Here is a 20,626-nt window from a genome sequence, read left to right as displayed (position 1 = left end):
GGGCGGTGCCCAGGGGACGGTCCTCACCGGCGGCCTTCGGCGGCGGCCGCCCGCCGGGCGCGTACCAACTCCGCGTAGGTGTACGGCCGGGCGCCGGCCTCCAGCGCGGTGTCCACGGCCCGCAGGGCGCACTCGCGCAGCCCCGGCCGGGCCAGATCGGCGGGGTGCAGGGCGATCCGGAACGGAGTGCCGCGCGCCGACCAGTGGCGTACCGCCGCGGTCATCAGGCGGGCCCCGGCCCGTTCGCCCGGACCGCCGGGCCGGTGGGAGAGCGCCACCATCCGGTGCACCGCCGAGGTGCGCAGATCGTGCACGGCCAGGTGGCTGGTGGTGTACTCCAGGCCCAGCGCCCGCAGGGCCGCCATGGTGCCCCGGGAGGCCAGCCAGCCGGGCGGGGTGAAGCCGCAGGGAGCGAGGCCCACCGAGTCCAGGGCGTCCAGGCCGCGTTCCAGCCGGTCCTGCGCGGCTCGCCGCTCCAGGGCGCAGAACTCGGCACAGCCACGGGCCAGTACCGCGTTCAGCCGGCGGCGCCCCGGCCCGCCGCCCGGCACCGCCTGGTGGGTCCAGCCGTGCAGGGCCGTCTCATGCCCGCGCCGGCCCGCCTCACGGGCCCAGCTCGCCAGGGCCGGATCGTCCGCCAGACACGGTCCGCGCCAGGGGCCCGGCACCAGCAGCAGGGTGGCGGGCACCCGGCGGGCGTCCAGTTCGTCCACCCAGTGCCGGGTCTGATCGAAGCTCCAGGAGGCCACATCGTGAACGGAGACCACAAAGGCACTGCCGCTGCCACCGCGCACGGGCACACTCCCTCGGCCAGCCGTTCCCGAGCCAGTGTGCCGACAGTACCCGAGCCGCCGGAGCGTCCAATGCCGTCTGTGACGGGCGGGACAAATGAGTAATGGGTTACGGGAGTTGGTAAACAGGTCCTGCGAACGGGGCCCGCTGCGTAGGCTCGACGCCGGAAGCGGTGCCCAACTCGGGCTGCCACCAGGTGAGGAGGCCATGTTGCATCCCGTATCGCTCGATGTGCCCACCAGACGCCCGGCCGGCCGGGAACGGCCCGCGTTCGCCCATGTCGACGCCGGGGTGCTGACCGCCGCACTGGCCCGGCTGCCCACCGCCGAGGTCGCCGCGTTCACCGCCTCCTGGGAGCAGCTGCCCGCCGATGCCCACCTGGACGCCCCGGAGCCCTACCGCTTCCGCCGCTACAGCAGGTTCCGCATCCGGCCCGGCGGGCTGGAACCGCTGCCGCACCGGCCCTTCTTCCAGGACCGCGGTGTCAACCGGGTGCATGGCGGGGTGGACCGCCTGTTCGCCCCGCTGGACGCCGGCCCGGCCTCCGGCGCGGTGCTGCGCACCGTGGTCCGTACCCTCCTCGACCGGCTGCCCGGGCCCCGGGCCGGCATCGACACCTGTGGGGTGCACCAGATACGGGTGGTGGCCACCTCGGACGCCGTGGGACACCCGGCGCCCGAGGGCGTCCACCAGGACGGGCACAGCTATGTGGCCCAGGTGCTGATCGGCCGCCGGGATGTGCGGGGCGCCGAGTCCACCCTCTACGACCTGCGCCGCACACCGCTGCACCGGGCGGTGCTGGAGCGGCCGTGGGAGAGCATTGTGCTGGACGACCGGCGGGTGCTGCATGGCGTCACACCGGTGCGGCCGGCCCCCGGGGTGCGCCGGGGAGTGCGCGACATGCTGCTGGTCGACTTCTTCCCGGGGGCCGAGGGGGAGTGAGGGCGGGGGTGCCCCCAGGGGCACCCCCTGGGAATCACTGCCGGACGGTCCAGTGGTCGTCCTCGCCGGCCTGGAGGAACCTCAGCTGCGGGCAGAGGAAGGCGCCGCCGTCGGGAGCGGTCTCGGTCCATGGCGAGTCGGCCGGGCTGGCGGGCTGCCAACTGCCGTTGTGATGCAGCTGGATGGCGCTGCTGTCGAAGACGGTGTTCCGGGCCTCGGTGCAGTAGTAGCCGGTGCCGGTGGCCGGGTCGACGCCGGCGTAGATCTCGAACATGTCCCAGCCATGGTCCAGCCCGCTCTGGTCGGCTCCGGACTGCCGGAACAGCAGATCCCAGCCGGCGGTGCGGTAGTTGTACAGGTAGGAGGACCAGGTGTTGGCCGAGGCGTCGTCGCGCACCAACTGCACGGTGTAGGCCGGGTGTCCGCCGCTCTGGGTGGTGTACTTCGCCAGGAAGTCGGAGTCGACCGGCAGGGTTCTGGCCGGGCCGCCGGGCGAACTGCACCAGTCCCAGGCCCATATCTCGTCGCCGCTGTTCCAGTAGGCGGTGACCACCTCCATACAGGAGTTCTGGGCCTTGGTGGTGGGGGCGTAGGTGAAGTTGTCCGCGTTGGAGACCCGGTAGGAGGGGTCCACGGTGTGGGTGGCCAGCAGGCCGTCATGGGTGCCCGGCTGGGGGAAGACGCCCCACCAGTTGTGGGTGAGCTCGGCGGCGGGCCGCCGGGCGAGTTGCCCGCGCCGGGCGCGGCGCCCGTCCGCGAAGGCGCGTACCGCTCGGTCCCGGCCGGGGGAGTGGACGGTGGGACGGGTGGTGGTGACCACGCCCCGGTGCGGGGCATCGGGATCGGGGCCGGCGGCGTTGGGGCGCTGCGCGGCGGCCGGGGTGACGCCCAGGGCGGCGAGCGCCAGCAGCAACAGGCCGAGCAGGACGGGCCGGTGTCTGTTCATCCGACTCCTCCGGACGAGAGATTTCGGTGGGGGGTTGGTCCGGACCAACAGTCGCAATGTCCATGACAGGTGGGTGCGGGTCAAGAGCGGGGCGCCGCTCGGGGGCGCGGGGAACTGCGTGACCAGCCACCGACGGCCCGCACTTGAAGCAGTCAGGCGCAGTCTGGTTCAAGCCGCCGGACGCTCGCCCAACAGCGCGAACCACCCGCGCCGGACCCGGTGGAACAGGCCCCCACCAGGGCGGAAAGCAGGGCGGAAAACAGGTTCCGCTGGACGTGAAGAACCTCACAGACAGCCAGTTCGGCTCTGAAATCCGCCCGTTGATGGTGCAGGATCGTCCACCGAACAACAGCACCCGTCACCGAGGCGGGTCGATCCGGGCGGACGCCGAGTCCTGCCGCCGCTCCGGATACGGAATCGAGTTCGCGGATCGGCAGGAGCGGGAGACCCAGGCAAGACGAACCACGAAGGCGGTGGTTCTAGGGGTGAAGCCACAGTGTGGCCGGGCAACTTCGCCAGCCCGAACCCGACAGGTCATCTTTCGCAGGCGGATGACGAAGGGTTGCTTCGGCATGTCTGCGTTGCCTCGAATACCCAAGTTGGTCTCCCGGGCCTCCACCGCATCGGCCCTCACCGCCGCCACGGTCGCGGCCTCGGTCCTCCTGCCGGGAATGGCAGCCGACGCCCAGGCGGCGACCCCCGCCGCCAAGGCGCTGAAGGTGGCGGCCGCCAAGAAGGGCTCCCCCTACCAGTGGGGCGCCACCGGCCCGTACCGCTTCGACTGCTCGGGCCTGACCCTCTACTCCTTCAAGAAGGCCGGCAAGAAGCTGCCCCGGGTGGCCGCCGACCAGTACAACGCCACCCGGCACCTGTCGGCCGGCGCCCGCACGCCGGGTGACCTGGTGTTCTTCCACTCCGGCAGCTATGTGTACCACGTGGGCATCTACGCCGGCGGCGGCCGGATCTGGCACGCCCCCGGCACCGGGAAGTCGGTCCGCCTGGAGAAGATCTGGACCAATAGCGTCTGGTACGGCCGGGTCAGGTGACCGCGTCCAGGTAGACCCAGTTCCCGTCCTCCCGGACGAACCGGCTCAGCTCATGCTGGTCATCCTCGTGCCCCTGCGCCCGGTAGCGGGCGCGGAACTCCACCGTCCCCTCGTTGTGGAAGGCCGTGCCGCCCTCGGTGGCGAGGATGTCCAGCCCGGTCCAGCGGATGCCGGGATCGAAGTCGATGGCCGGCGGGCGGGTGCCGGAGTGCCAGGAGCGCAGCAGATATCCCGCGTCACGCAGGACAAAGGCGCTGTAGCGGGAGCGCATCAGGCGCTCGGCGGTGGCGGCGTGCCGCTGCCCCCGGTGCAGGGGGCCGCAGCACTCTCCATAGGTGGCGGCACGGCCGCAGGGGCAAGGGGCGGAGTCGTTCAGGGTCACCCCATGATTGTGCCTGCCGGCTGCTCCGCACTCCCGAGTTGCCGCTTTCGCCCCGGTCCGTAGCATTTAGCGGTGAACGGGTAGATGGCGCGGTACGCCCATCCGGCCCCGCCATGAGGCCGTAGCTCAAAGCAGCGCGACCCGTTCGCCCTACTCCCCTGGGGGCGTGGTGCGACGGACACCTCTCGCAGCGGGCCCGCTGGACTGGTCCCTGGTGAGCGGCTGGATCCCGCTCACCATCCTGGTGCTGGGCCTGGGCGCCCTGGTGGCGCTGCTGTTCTCGCGGCGCCGCAGCTGGCTCACCCGCTGGGGCCCGGTGGCGGTCCTGCTCGCCGCCCTGCTCACCTGGCTGCTGCGCACCGCCGTCGATGACTGGATCCAGCCCTTCCCCGACCCGCTGCCCCTCGATGTGGTGCTCTGGACGGGCGTCGCCGTGCTGGGCATCTGCCTGGCCCTGTTCCGGATCCCCTTGCTGCGCCCCCGCTACTGGGCCCCGGCCGCGCTCGCCGGACTGCTGGTCGTCCTGCTGGGCGCCTCCCAGGTCAACCGGCACTTCGACCAGTACCCCACCGCGCGTTCCGCCCTCAACACCTGGCTGCAGAAGACCACTCGGCTCACCGAGGCCACCGGAACCACCGCGCCCACGCTCAACGTCCCGCCCGGCAAGGCGATTTCGGACGTCTGGCGGCCGCCGCCCGGTCTTCCCGGGGACGGCACCATATCCAGGACGCCCATCCCCGGGGCCCGTTCGGGGTTCAGGGCCCGGGACGCCTATGTCTATCTGCCGCCCGCCTACCGCTCCAGCCCCCGCCCGCTGCTGCCGGTGATCGTGCTGATGGCCGGTCAGCCGGGCTCGCCCGATGACTGGATCAACTCCGGCCGCCTGGTGGCGATGATGAACTCCTTCGCCGCCGGGCACCGGGGGCTGGCGCCGGTGGTGGTGGTCGTGGACCCGCTGGGCTCCCAGTTCGCCAACACCCTCTGTATGGACTCCCGGCTGGGCCAGGTGCAGACCTATCTGGCCACCGATGTCCCCGACTGGATCCATGCCCATCTCCAGGTGGCCACCGCCCGCACCGCCTGGACCGTCTCCGGCGTCTCCTTCGGCGGCACCTGCTCCCTCCAGCTGGGCGTCAACGCACCACAGGTGTACGGGGTGATCAACGACATCTCCGGCCAGGACACCCCGACCCTGGGCAACCCCGCCAAGACCGTCCGGGCCGCCTTCGGCGGTGACACCGCCGCCTTCGCCCGGGTCAACCCGCTTGATGTGATGGCCCGTCAGCGCTTTCCGGACACCAGCGCCGCCTTTGTCGCGGGCAGCGGCGACCACACCTACCGGCCGCAGCAGCGCAAGGTGTACGAGGCCGCGGTACGGGCCGGGATGCGCGCCGAGTGGGTGCTGCTGCCCGGCGGCCACAGCTGGCAGGTCTGGCGGCCCGGCCTGGAGCGACAGCTCCCCTGGATCGCCCGGCAGACGGGGCTGACCCCATGAGCGCACCGGCACCCGCGCCCAGGGTCGGTGACAGCCGCACAGCCTGGCGCACCACCCTGGACCGGCTGCGGGTCCCCATCCGGCACGCCCCCTTCACCCTGGCATTCCTGGCGGTGCTGTGGATCGTCGGCGCGGTCACCGGAAGCATAGGCTCCGGTCCTGGCCCGCGCCGGATGGAGCGCATCGCGGTGGGAGTGCCCGCGCTGGCCGAGGGCCGCTGGTGGACACCGGCCAGCTCCCTGCTGTGGTGCCCGGGCCTCGGCGGCTATCTGGGCGCCACCGCCCTGGTCCTGCTGCTGGTGGTGCCCTCCGAACGGCGCCTGGGCGTGGCCCGCACCGCCGGCACCCTGCTGGGCGGGCAGATCCTGGGCACCCTGCTGGGCGTCGGCGCCGTCCAGCTCGGCTCGGTGGCGGGCGAGCAGTGGCTGGACAGCCTCACCGGGGACCTGACCGTCACCCCCAGCGTGGGCGCGCTGGCGGTGGGCGCCGCGCTCAGCTACCGGCTCTCCGCCCTGTGGCGCCGCCGGATGCGGCTGGGCGTCATTGCCTTCGCCCTGGTGATGGCCCTCTATGTCGGCCACCTCCAGGGCGTCCTGCGACTGGGCGGTGCCGCGGTGGGCCTGATCGGCGGGGCCGTGCTGTACCGCCGGCGGGGACCGCTGCGGCTGCGGCCCGCCTCGCACACCGAGGCCCGGGTGCTGGTGGCCCTGGTGGTCGCCGCCTCCGCCATCGGGCCCATGGTGGCCATCCTCTACAAGGACGCCGATGGGCCCCTGAACTCCTTCAGCGACCTGTATGTCAGCGTCCAGCCCACCGCCGCGGAGGTCCGCGACTCCTGCGCCGTCTCCGCCCGGTTCTGCCACGCCGTGCACGCGGTGCAGAACTTCTACCACTCGCCCGCCACCGTGCTGGCCGTACTGGTCCCCGTGCTGCTGCTCGTCCTCGCCGAAGGGCTGCGCCGCGGCCTGCGGCTGGCCTGGGCCCTGGCCGTGCTGGTGCAACTGGCCTGGATGGCACTGTTCGCCGAGTGGCTGCACGACTTCCTGGGCTCACCCGCGGACTACATCACCGCCCCCGCCGAACACACCGGCTATCTCCAGGCCCTGGCCGAACAGATGCTGCTGCCGGTCCTGGTGCTGGTGCTCCTGCTGGTCACCCGGGCCCGCTTTCCGCTGCTGCTGCCGCGCCCGGCGCTGCGCGGCCTGGCGCTGGTGACGGGCGGCGCGCTCCTGCTGGCCTGCGCCGCCTCGGTGGGCATCGGCTATGCGGTGCGCGACCAGTACGATCCTCGGGCCACCCTGCCCCGGCTGGCCGCCGGCCTGGTCTCGGAGTTCCTGCCGCCCGCCTTCCTGGGCTACTTCGCCGACTGGCCGGTGCCGGTGGGCGGCACCGCCCAGATTCTCTACCAGTACTGCGGGCTGCTGTTCTGGGCGGTGACTCTGGCCGCCCTGCTGGTCACCTTCCGGCGGCCCCGGCTGCACACCGACGCCGACGCGGCGGTCCGGGCCCGCGAACTGCTGGTCCGCCACGGCGGATCGAATCTCGCCTACCTGACCACCTGGGACGGCAACTACTACTGGTCCGACCCCGCCGGGCGGGCCGCCGTGGCCTACCGGGTGATCGCCACCGTGGCACTGACCACCGGCGACCCCTTCGGCGCCCCGGAGGCACGGGCGCCCGCGGTGGCCGGATTCGCCCGCCACTGCGACGAACGCGGCTGGACCCCCTGCTTCTACAGCGTGACCGGACAAACCCGGGCCACCGCCGAGGAGTTGGGCTGGCGCTCGGTCCAGGTGGCCGAGGAGGCCGTGGTACCGCTGCCGGGCCTGGCCTTCACCGGCAAGAAGTGGCAGGACGTGCGCACCGCGCTCAACAAGGCCCGCAAAGAGGGGATCGTCGCCGAGTGGTGGTCCTTCCCCGACGCGCCGGTGGCCCTCACCGACCAGGTGCGGTCCATCTCCGAGGAGTGGGTCGCCGACAAGGGACTGCCCGAGATGGGCTTCACCCTCGGCGGACTCGACGAACTCGACGACCCCGCGGTGCGCTGTCTGATCGCCGTGGACGCCGAGCAGACGGTGCACGGCATCACCAGCTGGATGCCGGTCCATGAGGCGGGCCAACCGGTCGGCTGGACCCTGGACTTCATGCGCCGGCGCACCGATGGCTTCCGCGGGGTGATGGAGTTCCTGATCGCCTCCGCCGCCCTGGGCTTCAAGGAGGAGAACGCCCGCTTCCTCAGCCTCTCCGGCGCCCCCCTGGCCCGCACCGCCACCCAACGCCCGCCGGCCACGCTGCAACGGATGCTGGACTATGCGGGCAAAATGCTGGAACCGGTCTATGGCTTCCGCTCCCTGCTGAACTTCAAGGCCAAGTTCCAGCCGGAGTATCACCCGCTGTATATGACCTACCCCGATCCCGCGGCACTGCCGGCGATCACCCGGGCCATCGGCAAGGCTTATCTGCCCCATCTGACGGCGGCTCAATGGGTGCGGCTGATGCGGCAGTTCTCGGGCTGAGGCCGTCAATCGAGCGCCGCCCAGGACTTGGCGTGAGCGGTCGCCATCGACTCGGCCATCGCGCGCGCACCAGCACGCGGCCGGGCCCCGCAATCGGAAAGCATGTGGCCGGCGGCGGACGGCCGCAGCCGGCCGACGAGCGGCCGGTGGCTGTTGTGCGCGTTGTCGGCCAGCTGCACGAGGCCGGCGGCCCGGCTGTCCCGACCGACTCGTGATCAGGGTGTGGCGCGGCCCGCGAGGGCAGGCCGGCTGAAGCGCGCCACCATCCGGGGCAGCCCATCCGCCTGCCGCCTGCCGCCACAGCACCCCCAACCGGCGGAACCCCGCTTGCCGCAGCCCGTGGCCTGGTCAAGGGTGGAGCCGCCATGACGCCCCGGCCGCCGCCCCCGCCCCGCGGCCCGTCCGCCCCGCGGCGCGCCGTCTGGGCCGTCATGGCCGGATGCACTGGGTTCTATGTGCTGCTCTACGGGTTCCACCGGCCGGTGACGGCCCTGTACGCCATGTTCGGTGCCCTCCCGTTGGTGCTGTTCTGCGAGGTTCCGGGCAGTGCCCGGGAGCGCACCCGGACTCTGCTGGCCGCGCTGCCGGTGGGAACGTTCCTGGTCACCGCCGGCACCCTGCTGGCGGTGCGTTCCTGGGCGGCAGCCCTCGGCATGCTGCTGGTCGGCTTCCTGGTGTCCTTCGGCGCCGCCTTCGGCCCCCGGCTGGCCGCCCTGTCCATCGCCTTCCAGCTGTACTACGTGCTGCCCTGCTTCCCGCCCTACGCCCCGCAGACCCTCGGCGCCCGGCTGGCCGGACTGTGCACCGGCATCCTGCTGACCGTCCTGGCCGAACGGTTCATCCGGCCCCAGCCGCCGCCCGTCCCCTTCCGGGTGGTGCTGGCGGCGGCGGCCGAGGCCCTGGCGGAGTGCGCCGAGGCGGGCAGCGGGCCGGCCGCCGCCCGCCCCGCCCTGGAGGCGGCCCGGCTCTCCCGGATGCCGCCCGCCGAGCGCCCCACCTCCCCCTCGGTGCGCGACCGGGCGCTCAATCACACCCGTGAGGCGCTACGGCACCTGTACAGCCAGCTGGAGCGGCTGTCCACCACGGCCGAACCGCCCGGCCCCGCCGCCACCGAACTGCTGCACCGGGCCGCCGCCACCCTGCGGTCCGCGGCCCACGCCCTGCACACCGCCGCCCCGTCCGTCGAAATCCGCCAACTCGCCGACGCCATCGAGGAATTCGACGCGACACGGGCCATGGAGCTGCCCGCCGCCACGGTGGAGCGGCTGCGCACCGACGCGGTGGTCCGCGCGGCGGCGGAGAGCGCCTGGCTGGCCACCGAGGCCGCCCGGCTGGCCGTCGGCGGATCCGGCCGGCAGGCGCGAGAACCCTTCCGCTACGCCGCCACCCCCGCCTGGACGCGCTGGTGGGAACGGCTGCGCCTGCACCTCACCCCGCACTCGGTGCTGCTGCAGAACGCCGTCCGGCTGGCCGTCGCCCTGGCCGTGGCCCGGCTGGTCGTCGGTGAACTGGCCCTGGCTCACGGCTTCTGGACGCTGCTGGCCACCCTGAGCCTGATGCGCACCTCGGCGGCGGACACCCGCAGCGCCCTGGGCCCCGCCTTCCTGGGCACGATGGCCGGCGCCGCACTCTCGGCCGCACTGCTCTACACCGTCGGCGATGTCCCCGTCTTCTACGCGGCCGCCACGCCCGTGGTCATCCTGGTGGGCTTCGCCCTGGCCGGACGGCTGGGGCCGGCCTGGACCCAACTGGTGCTCACCCTCGCCTTCCTGCTGGTCTTCAGCCAGCTCGCGGTGCCCAACTGGCACCTGCCCGAAGTCCGGTTGGTCGATGTGCTGATCGGCGGCTCCATCGGCGCCCTGGCCGGCCTGCTGGCCTGGCCGCGCGGCGGACACGGCCAACTCCGGTGCGCCACCTCCGACTTCATCGCCGAGAGCGCCACGGCCTGCCGCACGGTGACCGCCCTGCTGTGCCAGGGCCGGGCCGGTACGCCCGACCCCCTGGAGCCGGCCCACCGCGCCCTGCTGCTCGCGGAGACCTGCTACCTCCAGTACCGCACCGAACACCAGCGGCACCCGGCCCCGGAACCGGACTGGGGCCCCGCCATGGCCGTCGGCTATCACCTGGTCATCGGCGCCGAATCACTGCTGGAACGGCACCGGACGGGCACCCCGCTGCCGCCACCGGCCGCCGGGCCACTGACCGCCCTGGCCGACCGGGTCGCCGCCGCCTGCCGGGAACTGTCCCAGGCACTGCGCGCCGGCCATCCCGCACCCGACCCCGGCGCCGCCCCGCTGCCGGACGCGCTCTGCGAGGTCCGACGACAGGACCCCGGCCCGGGCCGGATCCTGGCGGTGGCCGATGCGGAGGCGTGGCTCACGGGGGTGGTCCATGATGTGCGCCGGACTCACGGGCCGTGATGTGCGCCGGACTCACGGGCCGTGCCCGGTGGGCTCCGCGGATCCCGTGGACCCCGTGGATCCCGTGGACCCCGTGGATCCGGTGGACCCGGTGGACCCGGTGGACCCGGTGGATCCGGTGGACCCGGTGGATCCGGTGGACCCGGTGGATCCGGTGGATCCGGTGGATCCGGTGGACCCGGTAGACCCGGCGGGCCCGGCCTGACGACGGGCGCCGGATACCGGGAGTACCTGAGACAGTGCCGGCTCGCCGAGCCCCGGACGGTGGACCCGGCGGACCCGATGGCCGGCAGGCCCGCCAGACCCGGCCGGACCACGGGCACCGGGCACGGCTGCGCGCCATGCCAGTCCCCCGCCGGGCCAGGAACCGCCGTCCGTGCCCGGCGCCGGAAAATCAGCCGAGGCATCGTCCCCGGTTGCACCCCGGGCCACGATTCCGCCCATACTGGGGCAATCGGCACTCGAAGGGGGTGACCCCATGGCGCCGACCTCCTCCCCTTCCCCGGAGGCGCCCGCCCCGGCGAGCCGGTGGGCCATGCTTGCCGTGCTGTGCGCCAGCCTGCTGCTGGTGGCCATGGACGCCACCATCCTCAATGTCGCCCTCCCCTCGCTGATCAAGGACCTGCGCCCCGGCCCGCTGGAACAGCTGTGGATCATCGACATCTACGGTCTGGTGCTCGGCGGACTGCTGGTCACCAGCGGAGCGCTCAGCGACCGCTATGGCCGCAAGCTGCTGTTCCTGGGCGGCTTCGTCCTCTTCGGGGTGGCCTCGGTGCTGGCCGCCACCGCGCACAGCTCCTGGCAGCTGATCAGCGGCCGGGTGCTGCTGGGCATCGGCGGTGCCATGGTGATGCCCTCCACCCTCTCCCTGATCCGCAATATCTTCACCGACGCCAGGGAACGCGCCCTGGCCATCGGCATCTGGGCCGCGGTGGCCGGCGCCGGCGCCTGTGTGGGGCCACTAGTTGGCGGGGTACTGGTGGAACGCTTCGGCTGGGCGGCCGCGTTCTGGGTGAACGTACCCGTGGTGGTGGTCACGGTCGTGGTGGGGCTACGGCTGCTGCCGGAGTACCGGGCCCCGCAGGCCGGCGGGCTGGACTGGCCGGGTGCCGGCCTGTCCATCGTCGGCGTCGTCGCCCTGGCCTGGGGCATCAAACACATCGCCAAGGGCGGCACGGCACCGGAGGACCTGGCCGCGCTGCTGCTGGGCGTACTGCTGCTGGCCCTGTTCGCCCGCCGCCAACTCGGCCTGGCGGACCCGCTGCTGGACGTACGCCTCTTCGGCCACGGCCCGTTCCTGGCTGCGGCCCTGGCCACCCTGCTGGCGATGCTGGCCATCGGCGCCGCGCTGTTCCTGCTCTCCCTGTGGCTGCAGTACGTCCATGGCTACTCGCCCTCCCAGGCGGGCCTGCGCACCCTGCCGTCCGCGCTGGCCACGCTGGCCGGCGCGCTCGCCTCGCCCTGGGCGATGCACCACGCGGGGGTACGCACCGTGCTCGCGGTGGGCCTGAGCGCCCTGGCCGCGGGCTTCCTGCTGCTCGCCCTGACCCCCCAGCCCACCGGCTACCCGGTGGTCGCCGTGGTGCTGGCCCTGCTGGGCCTGGGCGACGGCCTGGCGGTCACCGCCTCGGCCTCCGTGCTGGTGTCCTCGGTGCCGCCCCAACGGGCGGGCCAGGCCGGAGCGGTCTCCGAGACCTGTTACGAACTGGGCGTGGGCCTGGGCGTCGCCCTGCTGGGCAGCATCCACGGCGCCGTCTTCACCGACCGGATGACCGGACTGCCGCTGTCCGGCGGCGACTTGACCACCGCCCAGGGCTCGGTGGGCGGCGCCGTGGAGATCGCCGACCGGACGGGCGGCACCACCGGCCACCAGATCCTGGCCACCGCCCGCCGGGCCTTTGACTCCGCCCTGACCACAAGCTCATGTGTCTCGGCGGGGATGGTGGCCGCCGTCACGGTGCTGGCGGTGTGGCTGGTGCCGCGGGGTTTCCGGGTGACGGGTGGGCACTGAGATTGGCCGTCCGTCATAAGCATGCGTGATGCGGAGGAGGGAAGTGATGCCCTGGAAACGATCGGAGGCAGTCATGGCAGGCTTTCTCGACCGGGCCAAGGAGCAGGCCCAGAACGCCCTGAACCAGGGCAAGCAGAAGGTGGATGAGGTGCAGCAGCAGCGCGCCGGCAACGATCTGCTGAAGAAGCTCGGTGCGGCGTACTACGCCGAGCGGCGGGGCGGTGGATCGGCGGAGGCCACCCAGGCCGCCCTCTCCGCACTGGAGGCCCATATCGCCAGTCATGGGGATGGATTCCTGCGCGGAGCCTGAGCCGACGGGCCCTCGCCCAGTGGGCGGAACCGCACCCCGAAGGGTCGGGCCCGCCCTCCGGCCGGCCAGAACCGGCGGCGCGCCGCGCCCTACCGCAGATCCTCCCAAGTGATCACCGGACTGGCCGCCCGCATACTGAAGTCCATCGCCACATCCCGCACCGGCCACTTCAGCCGCACCCAGCACGGCAGCGTGGCCAACACCCCGTCGTCCCCGGCCAGATGCCAGAAGGTATTGGAGTCCCGCCCCGCGAAATAGGGGCAGAACAGGGAAATCACCAGGGTCACCCGCCGCCCCTTGGTCACCGGGGTGACCGCATGGAAGATCCGGCTGCCGTGCAGGAACAGCGATGCCCCGCGTTCCCCGCAAGGGGCCTCCATGATGCGGGCATCGCCTTCCTGTACGTCCTCGAACTCCCCGGTGCGGCCCTGGAAATAGAGGAAACGCCCGCCCTCGTACTCGTCGAACCCGCTCAGCTGGACCGTAAACACATAGTCCATGCCGTCGCGATGCCAGCGCACGATCTCCGGACGGCTCTGGCTCTCGAAGTAGTTGATCTGCGCGGTGGGAATCCGCAGCGGATGCGGAATGAGCGGCACGCCCACCAGCCGGGAACAGGCCAGCAGAAAGGACCGGTCCCGGATCATGTTGTTGATGAACGGCGACATCAGATCCGCACTGCGCAGCCGCCGGGTGGCGATGAACCCGCTGTCGCCCGCGGCCGGTTCCAGCCGGTCGCACACCTCGGCCAGACAGTCCAGCCCTTCCTCGGTCAGCATCCGGAACGGTCCCACCAGTGCCGTGTCATCGATCCTGCCGGACGCCCGCCACAGCTCCCGCGAGGCGTATCCGAATTCCTGCAATGTCACCCGGGGGCCAGTGAATTCAGGGGCCACATACTCGCTGCGCCAGCGCGGCTCACCCGGCAATTCCGGTGCCCGCCGCGGCTTCCTGGCCCGTAGTGCGTGAAAGACCTGGTCGAATCCGGTGGCCGTCCGGGGAAGATTGAGCCCCCCGCTGCCGTGTCGCGTCCGCACCATCGCCATGGGTCATCTCCTCCGACTCAGGCAGTATCCAACGCCCGGCCCCCGCCCCGGCAAGAACCGGATCCCGCCAGCCGCACGCCCCGTCTCACAGCCGGGCGATCTCCGCGCCCACCCGGGCGGCTTGACGCGCCACGTTCCGCAGGTGGTTGGAGAAGGGAATGCGGATCCCGGTCCCCACCCCGGCCACCCAGACCCGCTCGGGTGGTGCGCCGGGTTCGCGCCGGATCCGCAGGTCCGCCGCCAGCCGGTCGACGGGTGCCGCCCGCCGGTCCGCCCCGGACAGCAGCAGGGTCCATGGAATTACGCCCAGAGCATGCGGCCGTTCCCAACCCGCTTCACAACACGCAAGATCGATCCTATGAAGCTGTTGATACTGGGCGGAACGGAATTCGTCGGCCGCGCCCTCACGGATGAGGCGCTGGCGCGCGACTGGCAGGTGACGGTCTTTCACCGGGGGCGGCATCAACCGCCGCCCGGTGTCACAGCGTTGCACGGCGACCGGCTGGAGGCCGGCGGACTGGCCGCGCTGGAAACGGGGGAGTGGGACCTGGTCGTCGACACCTGGTCCGGCGCGCCCTCCGCGGTGCGGGCGGCGGCCAGGCTGCTGGCCGGACGGGCGGGCCGCTATGTCTATGTCTCCAGCCGCTCCGTCTACCGCGACCCCGGGCCCACGGACCAGACCGAGCACGCGCCGCTGGTGGACGCCGCCCCCGACCTGGGCGAAGTGGAGTACGCCCAGGCCAAGCGGGGCGGGGAACTGGCCGCGGAGGAGTCCTTCGGCGACCGGGCCCTGCTGGTGCGGGCCGGGCTGATCCTCGGCCCATGGGAGAACATCGGGCGCCTGCCCTGGTGGCTGCTGCGCATGGCACGCGGCGGCAAGGTGCTGGCACCCGGCCCCGAGAACAGCGGCATCCAGTACATCGACGTCCGTGACCTGGCCACCTGGACACTGGACGCGGCCGAGCGGGGGCTGGGTGGCCCCTACAACCTGGTCGGCCCGCCCGGGCACTCCACCATGGGCGAGCTGCTGCGGGCCTGCGCCGAGGTCACCGGCTCGGACGCCGAACTGTGCTGGACGGACCCGGAGAGCGTGCTCGCGGCCGGCGTCCAGCCCTGGACCGACCTGCCGGTCTGGCTGCCGCCGGGCGAACTGCACGACACCATCCACGGCGGCAGCGTGGACAAGGCGCTGGCCGCCGGGCTGCGTTGCCGTCCGGTCGGGGAGACGGTGGCCGACACCTGGCAGTGGCTGCGGGGGCTGGACGGACCGCCGCCGCAGCGCACGGACCGGCCTGCGGTGGGGCTGGACCCGGAGGTGGAAGCGGCAATTCTGCGCGGAGCGTAGGCGCTCCGCCGGGGTCTGGATCGTTGGGTGCGGGCTGCTTGTGGCTGGTCGCGCCCACGCGGCGGTGCCGCATGACGCAGCCGTCCCGCGCCCCTTATGGGGCGCCCCGGCCGAACCGCTGGCGGTAGGCGGAGGGGCTCAGCCCGGTACGGCGGCGCAGCTGGGTCCGGAGGTTGGCGGCGGTCCCCAGGCCGCTGGCCCGGGCCACCGCGTCCAGCGGCAGCTCACCGAGCTCGATCAACCGGCGGGCCAGCACGGTCCGTTCGGTGGTCAGCCAGGCCAGCGGGGTGGTGCCCAGCTCGGTGCGGAAGCGGCGGTGCAGGGTGGCCGGGCTGACCGCCGCCCGCGCCGCCAGCTCGCCGACCCCCAGCGGCTGGTCCAGCCGCTGCCGGGCCCAGTCCAGCACCGGCGCCAGCGAGGTGTCCGGCAGCACCGGAAGCGGCTGTTCCACGAACTGCCGCTGGCCGCCGTCGCGATGGGCGGCGAAGACCAGCCGGCGGCTGACCGCATTGGCCACCTCCGCACCGTGGTCCCGGCTGATCACATACAGGCCGAGGTCGAGTGCCGCCGCGCTGCCCGCCGCGGTGAGCACCGTGCCGTCGTCCACGAACAGCACATCCGGCTCCAGCCGGACCCTGGGATAGCGCTCGGCGAACTCCTCGCTCCACCGCCAGTGGGTGGTGGCCCGCCGGCCGTCCAGGACGCCGGCCGCGGCCAGGACGAAGGCGCCACTGCAGAAGCTCATCATCCGCGCGCCGCGCCGGGCGGCGCGCGCCACCGCGTCCAGCACGGCCGGTTCCGGCGCCGCCAGCGGGTCCGGGCGGTTGGGGGCGATCACGGTGTCCGCGGTGTCCACCGCTTCCAGGCCGGCCACCCCGGAGAGGGTGAAGAACCCGGAGTGCATCCGTATCGAGGGGGTGGCCGAGCAGAGGGTGAAGTCGTACCACTCCCGCCCCAGTTCGGGGCGGCGCAGCCCGAACAGCTCGGTGGCCACGCCCAGTTCGAAGGGGTTGGAACCCTCGTCCACGATCATGGCCACCCGGTGCGGGCGGGCGGCGGCTGGTTGCGAGGATCCTTGCGGCATATGCGATTCCTAGCACTGTCGCGGGCGCCCGGCCAGGGCGAGGATGGCCGCATGATCAACGAAGGCAATGAACCGGTGAACCTGCGGGCCGCTCTGGACAGCTTTGACGCACTGTGGAGCCCGCGCATCGTCACCCGGGTGAACGACTACGATGTGCGGCTGGCCAAGGTGGCGGGGGAGCACATCTGGCATGTGCACGAGAACACGGACGAGTTCTTCCTGGTGCTGGCGGGGGAGCTGCGGATCGCGCTGCGGGAGCGGGGCGAGGAGCGGGAGGTGGTGCTGACCAAGGGCTCGGTCTTTGTCGTCCCGCGCGGGACCGAGCACAAGCCGTCCTCGGCCGAGGGGGCCCAACTGCTGTTGTTCGAGCCCAGGGGCACCCTGACGGTGGGGGACCGGCACGATGAGGTGCCGGACCATGTGGACGCCACGACGGGGCACGCCCTGTAGCCCGTCGGGTATGGACCTCAGTTGTCCTCGGTGAGCCGCCCCAGCAGCTCGATCGCCTCGATCACGACCGCCCGCTCCCGGTCGTCCAACTGGTCGCGCAGCGCCTGCACGATCCAGCTCTCCTTGATCCGCCGGCCTTCCGCGATCTTGCGGTGTCCCTGTTCGGTGAGAGACATGATCATCTGGCGGCGGTCGCTGGGGTGGGGCGAGCGCTGTACCAGCCCGGCCTCCTCCAGGGCGCTGAGCGTGGCCCCCATGGACTGCGGGCGCACCCGCTCCGCGCGGGCCAGTTCCACCGTGGTGGCCGGGCCCTGGCGGTTGAGCCTGCTGAGGACGGCGGCCTGGGACATGGTCACCCCGTCCCCTTCGGAGGCCGCGCGCAGCCGACGGGTCAACTGACCGGACAGCGCGCGCAGTTTGGATGCGGCCTCGCCCAGGTCCGTCTGGTCGGCGGAAACGGCGGGTTGTTGCTCTTGGGGCCTCACATGGAAAGGGTACCTTCCAAGCGGAGCGCCCATCGCGCCGTCATCCCCCGTCCCGGGCCAGGCCCCGGTCGGCCAGCGTGGCCAGCAGCAGGACCGTGGCCAGCGCGCTCAGTGCGATCGCGATGGTGTGCAGTCCGCCGGTGCTCGCCCGCTGCCCGTAGAGCAGTCCGATCAGGCTGGATGAGGCGATGGCGCCGAGGTACTGGGCGGTGCGGAAGAGCCCGGCGGCGGTGCCGGTCTGCTCGGCCGGCGTCTGGGCGTACATCGCCGCCTGGTTGCCCACCGAATTCAGCCCATTGGGCAGGCCGAAGACCAGGCCGATGGCCACCAGCAGCCAGACGGGCGTGCCCGGCCCGGTGAAGGCGAGCGCCGCCGAGGCCGCCACCATGGCGGCCGTCCCCGCCAGCAGTGGGCGCCGCACTCCGCGCCGTCGGGCCACCATCCCCGAACACAGCGCCGCCATCGCGCACATGGGCAGCATCAGCATCCCGGTGGCCAGGGCCGAGTAGGCGCGTGCCTCCTCCAGCCACTGGGTGTAGCCATAGAGGATGCAGTAGATGACCAGGTAGGTGGCCCCGCAGCGCAGATAGGTGCGTACCAACGGACCGTTGGCGGCCAGCATCCGCACATCGATGAACGGCTGCCGGGCCCGGCGCTCCCAGAGAATCAGGGCCACGGTCAGCACGGCACCCAACGCCGCCAGCGGCCAAGGGTGTTGACGCAGCCGCATCAGAAAGAACATCACCGGGAGCAGGGCGCCGGTGAACAGCAGCAGGCCCAGTGGATCCAACGCGGTCCAGGTGCCGCCCCGGCCGGGTTCCGCGCGCCTGGGTTCATCCTTGGGCAGCCAGAGCAGGGTGAGGGCCAGTCCGGTGGCCGCCAGTGGCAGGTTCACCCCGAAGACCGCCCGCCAGCCGGCCAGCCCCACCAGCAGCCCGCCCAGTACCGGGCCGAGGGCGGCGCTGGAGAGCCCGGCGATGGTCAGCGCGCCCAGCACCCGGCCCGGCGTCTCGCCTCCCAGCCGGACCGACTGGGCGCGGATCATGGCCATGGCGGCCGGGTGGGCGGCCGAGGTGCCGATGCCTATCAGTACCCGGACGGCGATCAGCTCGCCCAGCGAGCGGGCCAGCAGTCCGGCGGCGCCGGCCAGGCCCACCATGACCAGTCCGGCCAGGTAGACCCGCCGGGCGCCCAGCCGGTCGGCCACCCGGCCCATGGCCGGCTGGGCCACCGAACTGGCCATATACAGCCCGGCGATCAGCCAGACGGTGGCCGAGGCGCCGGCCTGGAAGGACCGGCCGATGGGCACCAGAGCGGTGGAGATCATCGTGGAGTTGACCGGGTTGAGCATGGAGCCGATCACCACCGGGGCCACAAACCGGGCGCCGAAGCCATCGCCCGGTCCCGTCGGTGGGGACGCTCCGCCGGATGATGTCTCTTCTTCTCCTGTGCCTTGCGAAAGAAACCCCATAAAGGAAGGCTAACTGTTAAACAGGAAGCCTTGCAAGATTGCCTGCATTTCTTGGACGCTCACATATGGAGGCGAGCCGCTGGATCATGGCTCCGCGCACCGGTCCTCCGGTTGGCTGGACGCATGACAAACCAGCGGACAGTGGCCGGGCCCGTACTGATGGCGGCCACGGTGGGAACGGGACTGATGGCGGGCCTCTTCTTCGCCTTCGATGTGGCGGTGATGCCCGGCCTGAACCGTGGCGACGACCGGGCCTTCGCCGAGGCCATGCGCGCCGTCAACCAGGCCATCCAGAACGGGGTGTTCGGGCTTGTCTTCTGCGGTGCGCTGCCGGCCGCGGCGGCCGCCGCGGTGCTGCAGCACCGGCTCGGCCGCCGCTCCGCGGCCCGCTGGGCGGCGGCCTCGGCCGTGCTCTACGCCGTGGCGCTGGCCGTCACCTTCGGCGTCAACATCCCGCTCAACGATGAGCTGGCCCGGCTCGGCGACCATGCCTCGGCCGCCCAACTGGCCGACATCCACCACCGGTTCACCGGCACCTGGCAACTGGCCAACGCGGCAAGGACCTTGTCCTGCACCGCCGCGCTGGGGTGCCTGGGCAGGGCGCTGGTGCTGCATGGGCGGGGATGCCCGCGACCCCCCGCCGGGGAGCGGGTGCGGGCCGTCCGTTCGCGGGCGCTTTGAGGGCCGGGGGCAGCCGGCGGGGACACGGCGGAGCCGTATGACGCAGCCGCCCCGCGCCCCTTAGGGGTACGGTCAGCGCTCCCGGCGCACCGCCAGCAGTGCGGCGTCGTCGGACAGTGACCCGCCCGCGTACGCCAGCAGGTCCGCCACCAGGCCGTCCAGGACCGCGTCCGGAGGGCCCTCCGGCAGCCGGGGCAGCCGCTGTTGCAGCGGGTAGAAGCGGCCGGCGGCATCCCGGGCCTCCGTCACACCATCCGTGAAGAGCAGCAGGAGATCGCCCCGGCGGAAGGCGAAGCGCTCGGTGTGGTACTCGCCACCGACCAGGTTCCGCAGGGCCAGTGGCGGATCGGCCGCCTCTGCCGGTACCCCGATCTCGGACACCGTCCCGTCGGGACGCCGCAACAGCGGTGGCAGATGGCCGCAGTTGACCAGTTCGGCCCGGGCGCCGTCCGGCGGCAGGCCGAGCAGGGCGGCGGTGACGAACTCCTCGCCCAGGCCCCGCCGCCGCACCGTGGCGTCCAGCCGCCCGGCCACCGCCCCCAGCTCGGGCTCCACCTGGGCCGCCTCCCGGAAGGTGCCCAGCACATCGGACGCGGTCTCCACCGCGGACAGGCCCTTGCCCCGGACATCGCCGAGCAGCACCCGGATCCCGTACGGGGTGGCAAGCACCTCATAGAGGTCGCCGCCCACCCGGGCGTCGGTGGCCGCCGCCAGATACCGCACCGCCACCCGCAGCCCGCCGATCCGCTCCGGCACCGGCCGCAGCAGTGCCAGCTGCGCCGCCTCGGCCACCGAGCGCGAACTGAGCAGTTCCCGCTCCCTGGTGGCCATCAGCACCACATTGGCGGTGCTGACACAGGTCACCGCCAGCACGGCGAAGCCGGACGTCAGATGGACGGCCAGGGAGACGCCCGGATTGGCCGCGATCAGCAGCGGGACCGCCGCCAGCGCCACCAGACCCGCCAGCAACGGCACCCGGGCCCTGCGGGCACCGATGCCGGCCAGCGCCGGCGCGGTGGAGAGCACGGGGGAGAAGGTCAGCCGGGGATTGCTGACCACATCGGTGGCCACCGCGATGGTGAGCAGCCCATAGGCGGTCAGCACCAGCCCCCGCACATGGCCGGGAGAGGCAGGCGGACCGGAGAGGCTCTCTCCGCCGGGGTCTCGCTTCATGGTCCCGCCGGGATCTGGCTTCGGGAGACTT

19 protein-coding genes and 1 riboswitch are annotated in these 20,626 nt (G+C 72.6%); of the genes, 11 read left to right on the top strand and 8 right to left on the bottom strand.

The window, feature by feature from the left end; all coding sequences use genetic code 11:
- Positions 1-23: 23 nt before the first annotated feature.
- A complete protein-coding gene (locus ACIHFE_RS25855) occupies positions 24-794 on the bottom strand; it encodes a DUF2334 domain-containing protein (protein WP_400110102.1) in 771 nt (256 codons plus the stop codon).
- Positions 795-999: 205 nt separating this feature from the next.
- On the opposite strand from ACIHFE_RS25855, the gene ACIHFE_RS25850 reads away from it, so the two are divergent.
- Entirely contained in the window at positions 1,000-1,734 is a 735-nt protein-coding gene (locus ACIHFE_RS25850) for a 2OG-Fe dioxygenase family protein (RefSeq protein ID WP_400110100.1), read from the top strand.
- 34 nt (positions 1,735-1,768) lie between these two features.
- On the opposite strand, the gene ACIHFE_RS25845 is transcribed toward ACIHFE_RS25850, so the two are convergent.
- On the bottom strand, positions 1,769-2,680 hold the full coding sequence (locus ACIHFE_RS25845) for a carbohydrate-binding protein (RefSeq protein WP_400110098.1): 912 nt from the start codon (positions 2,678-2,680) through the stop codon (positions 1,769-1,771).
- A gap of 388 nt (positions 2,681-3,068) precedes the next feature.
- Positions 3,069-3,245, top strand: a riboswitch (cyclic di-AMP (ydaO/yuaA leader).
- A gap of 7 nt (positions 3,246-3,252) precedes the next feature.
- Between ACIHFE_RS25845 and ACIHFE_RS25840 the strand changes: the two genes are divergently transcribed.
- The gene (locus ACIHFE_RS25840; protein ID WP_400110096.1) at positions 3,253-3,726 is read left to right on the top strand and encodes a C40 family peptidase; all 474 of its coding nucleotides are present in this window, start codon (positions 3,253-3,255) and stop codon (positions 3,724-3,726) included.
- Here the strand turns inward: ACIHFE_RS25840 and ACIHFE_RS25835 are convergent.
- Entirely contained in the window at positions 3,719-4,108 is a 390-nt protein-coding gene (locus ACIHFE_RS25835) for a YchJ family protein (RefSeq protein ID WP_400110094.1), read from the bottom strand. The genes ACIHFE_RS25840 and ACIHFE_RS25835 overlap by 8 nt on opposite strands.
- 169 nt (positions 4,109-4,277) lie before the next feature.
- Here ACIHFE_RS25835 and ACIHFE_RS25830 point away from each other — a divergent pair, with 169 nt between their 5' ends.
- The 6 genes from ACIHFE_RS25830 (at position 4,278) to ACIHFE_RS25805 (ending at position 12,860) form a co-directional block, all read left to right on the top strand.
- Entirely contained in the window at positions 4,278-5,603 is a 1,326-nt protein-coding gene (locus tag ACIHFE_RS25830; RefSeq protein ID WP_400110092.1) for an alpha/beta hydrolase, read from the top strand.
- Positions 5,600-8,119 (top strand): phosphatidylglycerol lysyltransferase domain-containing protein, encoded by a 2,520-nt coding sequence (locus ACIHFE_RS25825; RefSeq protein ID WP_400110090.1) that lies wholly within the window; start codon positions 5,600-5,602, stop codon positions 8,117-8,119. The genes ACIHFE_RS25830 and ACIHFE_RS25825 overlap by 4 nt, the downstream gene beginning before the upstream one ends.
- 365 nt (positions 8,120-8,484) lie before the next feature.
- Positions 8,485-10,539, top strand: coding sequence for an FUSC family protein (locus ACIHFE_RS25820; protein WP_400110089.1), 2,055 nt, complete (start codon positions 8,485-8,487; stop codon positions 10,537-10,539).
- Between the two features lie 55 nt (positions 10,540-10,594).
- Positions 10,595-10,744 carry a hypothetical protein gene (locus tag ACIHFE_RS25815; protein WP_400110087.1) on the top strand — a complete coding sequence of 50 codons (150 nt, stop codon included), beginning with the start codon at positions 10,595-10,597 and terminating at the stop codon, positions 10,742-10,744.
- Between the two features lie 273 nt (positions 10,745-11,017).
- Entirely contained in the window at positions 11,018-12,550 is a 1,533-nt protein-coding gene (locus tag ACIHFE_RS25810; protein ID WP_400110085.1) for an MFS transporter, read from the top strand.
- Positions 12,551-12,623: 73 nt separating this feature from the next.
- Entirely contained in the window at positions 12,624-12,860 is a 237-nt protein-coding gene (locus ACIHFE_RS25805; protein WP_400110083.1) for a hypothetical protein, read from the top strand.
- 89 nt (positions 12,861-12,949) lie between these two features.
- On the opposite strand, the gene ACIHFE_RS25800 is transcribed toward ACIHFE_RS25805, so the two are convergent.
- A complete protein-coding gene (locus tag ACIHFE_RS25800; protein ID WP_400110082.1) occupies positions 12,950-13,729 on the bottom strand; it encodes a hypothetical protein in 780 nt (259 codons plus the stop codon).
- 535 nt (positions 13,730-14,264) lie between these two features.
- Here ACIHFE_RS25800 and ACIHFE_RS25795 point away from each other — a divergent pair.
- Complete coding sequence (locus tag ACIHFE_RS25795) at positions 14,265-15,251, top strand: NAD-dependent epimerase/dehydratase family protein (protein ID WP_400110080.1); 987 nt, start codon at positions 14,265-14,267, stop codon at positions 15,249-15,251.
- Between the two features lie 94 nt (positions 15,252-15,345).
- On the opposite strand, the gene ACIHFE_RS25790 is transcribed toward ACIHFE_RS25795, so the two are convergent.
- Positions 15,346-16,335 (bottom strand): helix-turn-helix domain-containing protein, encoded by a 990-nt coding sequence (locus ACIHFE_RS25790; protein WP_400110078.1) that lies wholly within the window; start codon positions 16,333-16,335, stop codon positions 15,346-15,348.
- A 51-nt stretch (positions 16,336-16,386) separates the two neighbouring features.
- On the opposite strand from ACIHFE_RS25790, the gene ACIHFE_RS25785 reads away from it, so the two are divergent.
- Positions 16,387-16,785, top strand: coding sequence for a cupin domain-containing protein (locus tag ACIHFE_RS25785; protein WP_400110076.1), 399 nt, complete (start codon positions 16,387-16,389; stop codon positions 16,783-16,785).
- A 17-nt stretch (positions 16,786-16,802) separates the two neighbouring features.
- Here ACIHFE_RS25785 and ACIHFE_RS25780 read toward each other — a convergent pair whose 3' ends face one another.
- On the bottom strand, positions 16,803-17,270 hold the full coding sequence (locus ACIHFE_RS25780) for a MarR family winged helix-turn-helix transcriptional regulator (RefSeq protein WP_400110074.1): 468 nt from the start codon (positions 17,268-17,270) through the stop codon (positions 16,803-16,805).
- A 40-nt stretch (positions 17,271-17,310) separates the two neighbouring features.
- Positions 17,311-18,741, bottom strand: a complete 1,431-nt coding sequence (locus ACIHFE_RS25775; protein ID WP_400110072.1) for an MFS transporter — start codon at positions 18,739-18,741, stop codon at positions 17,311-17,313.
- Between the two features lie 123 nt (positions 18,742-18,864).
- Here ACIHFE_RS25775 and ACIHFE_RS25770 point away from each other — a divergent pair, with 123 nt between their 5' ends.
- Positions 18,865-19,422, top strand: coding sequence for a DUF1772 domain-containing protein (locus ACIHFE_RS25770; RefSeq protein ID WP_400110070.1), 558 nt, complete (start codon positions 18,865-18,867; stop codon positions 19,420-19,422).
- Between the two features lie 72 nt (positions 19,423-19,494).
- Here the strand turns inward: ACIHFE_RS25770 and ACIHFE_RS25765 are convergent, their stop codons facing one another.
- Positions 19,495-20,595 (bottom strand): PP2C family protein-serine/threonine phosphatase, encoded by a 1,101-nt coding sequence (locus ACIHFE_RS25765; RefSeq protein WP_400110068.1) that lies wholly within the window; start codon positions 20,593-20,595, stop codon positions 19,495-19,497.
- Between the last annotated feature and the right edge of the window lie 31 nt (positions 20,596-20,626).

It is taken from the genome of Streptomyces sp. NPDC052396, assembly GCF_044593195.1.
In the GTDB taxonomy this organism is placed as follows: domain Bacteria; phylum Actinomycetota; class Actinomycetes; order Streptomycetales; family Streptomycetaceae; genus Streptomyces.
Note: the sequence above shows the minus strand (reverse complement) of the source record. Positions and strands in the feature narration are given on the sequence as shown.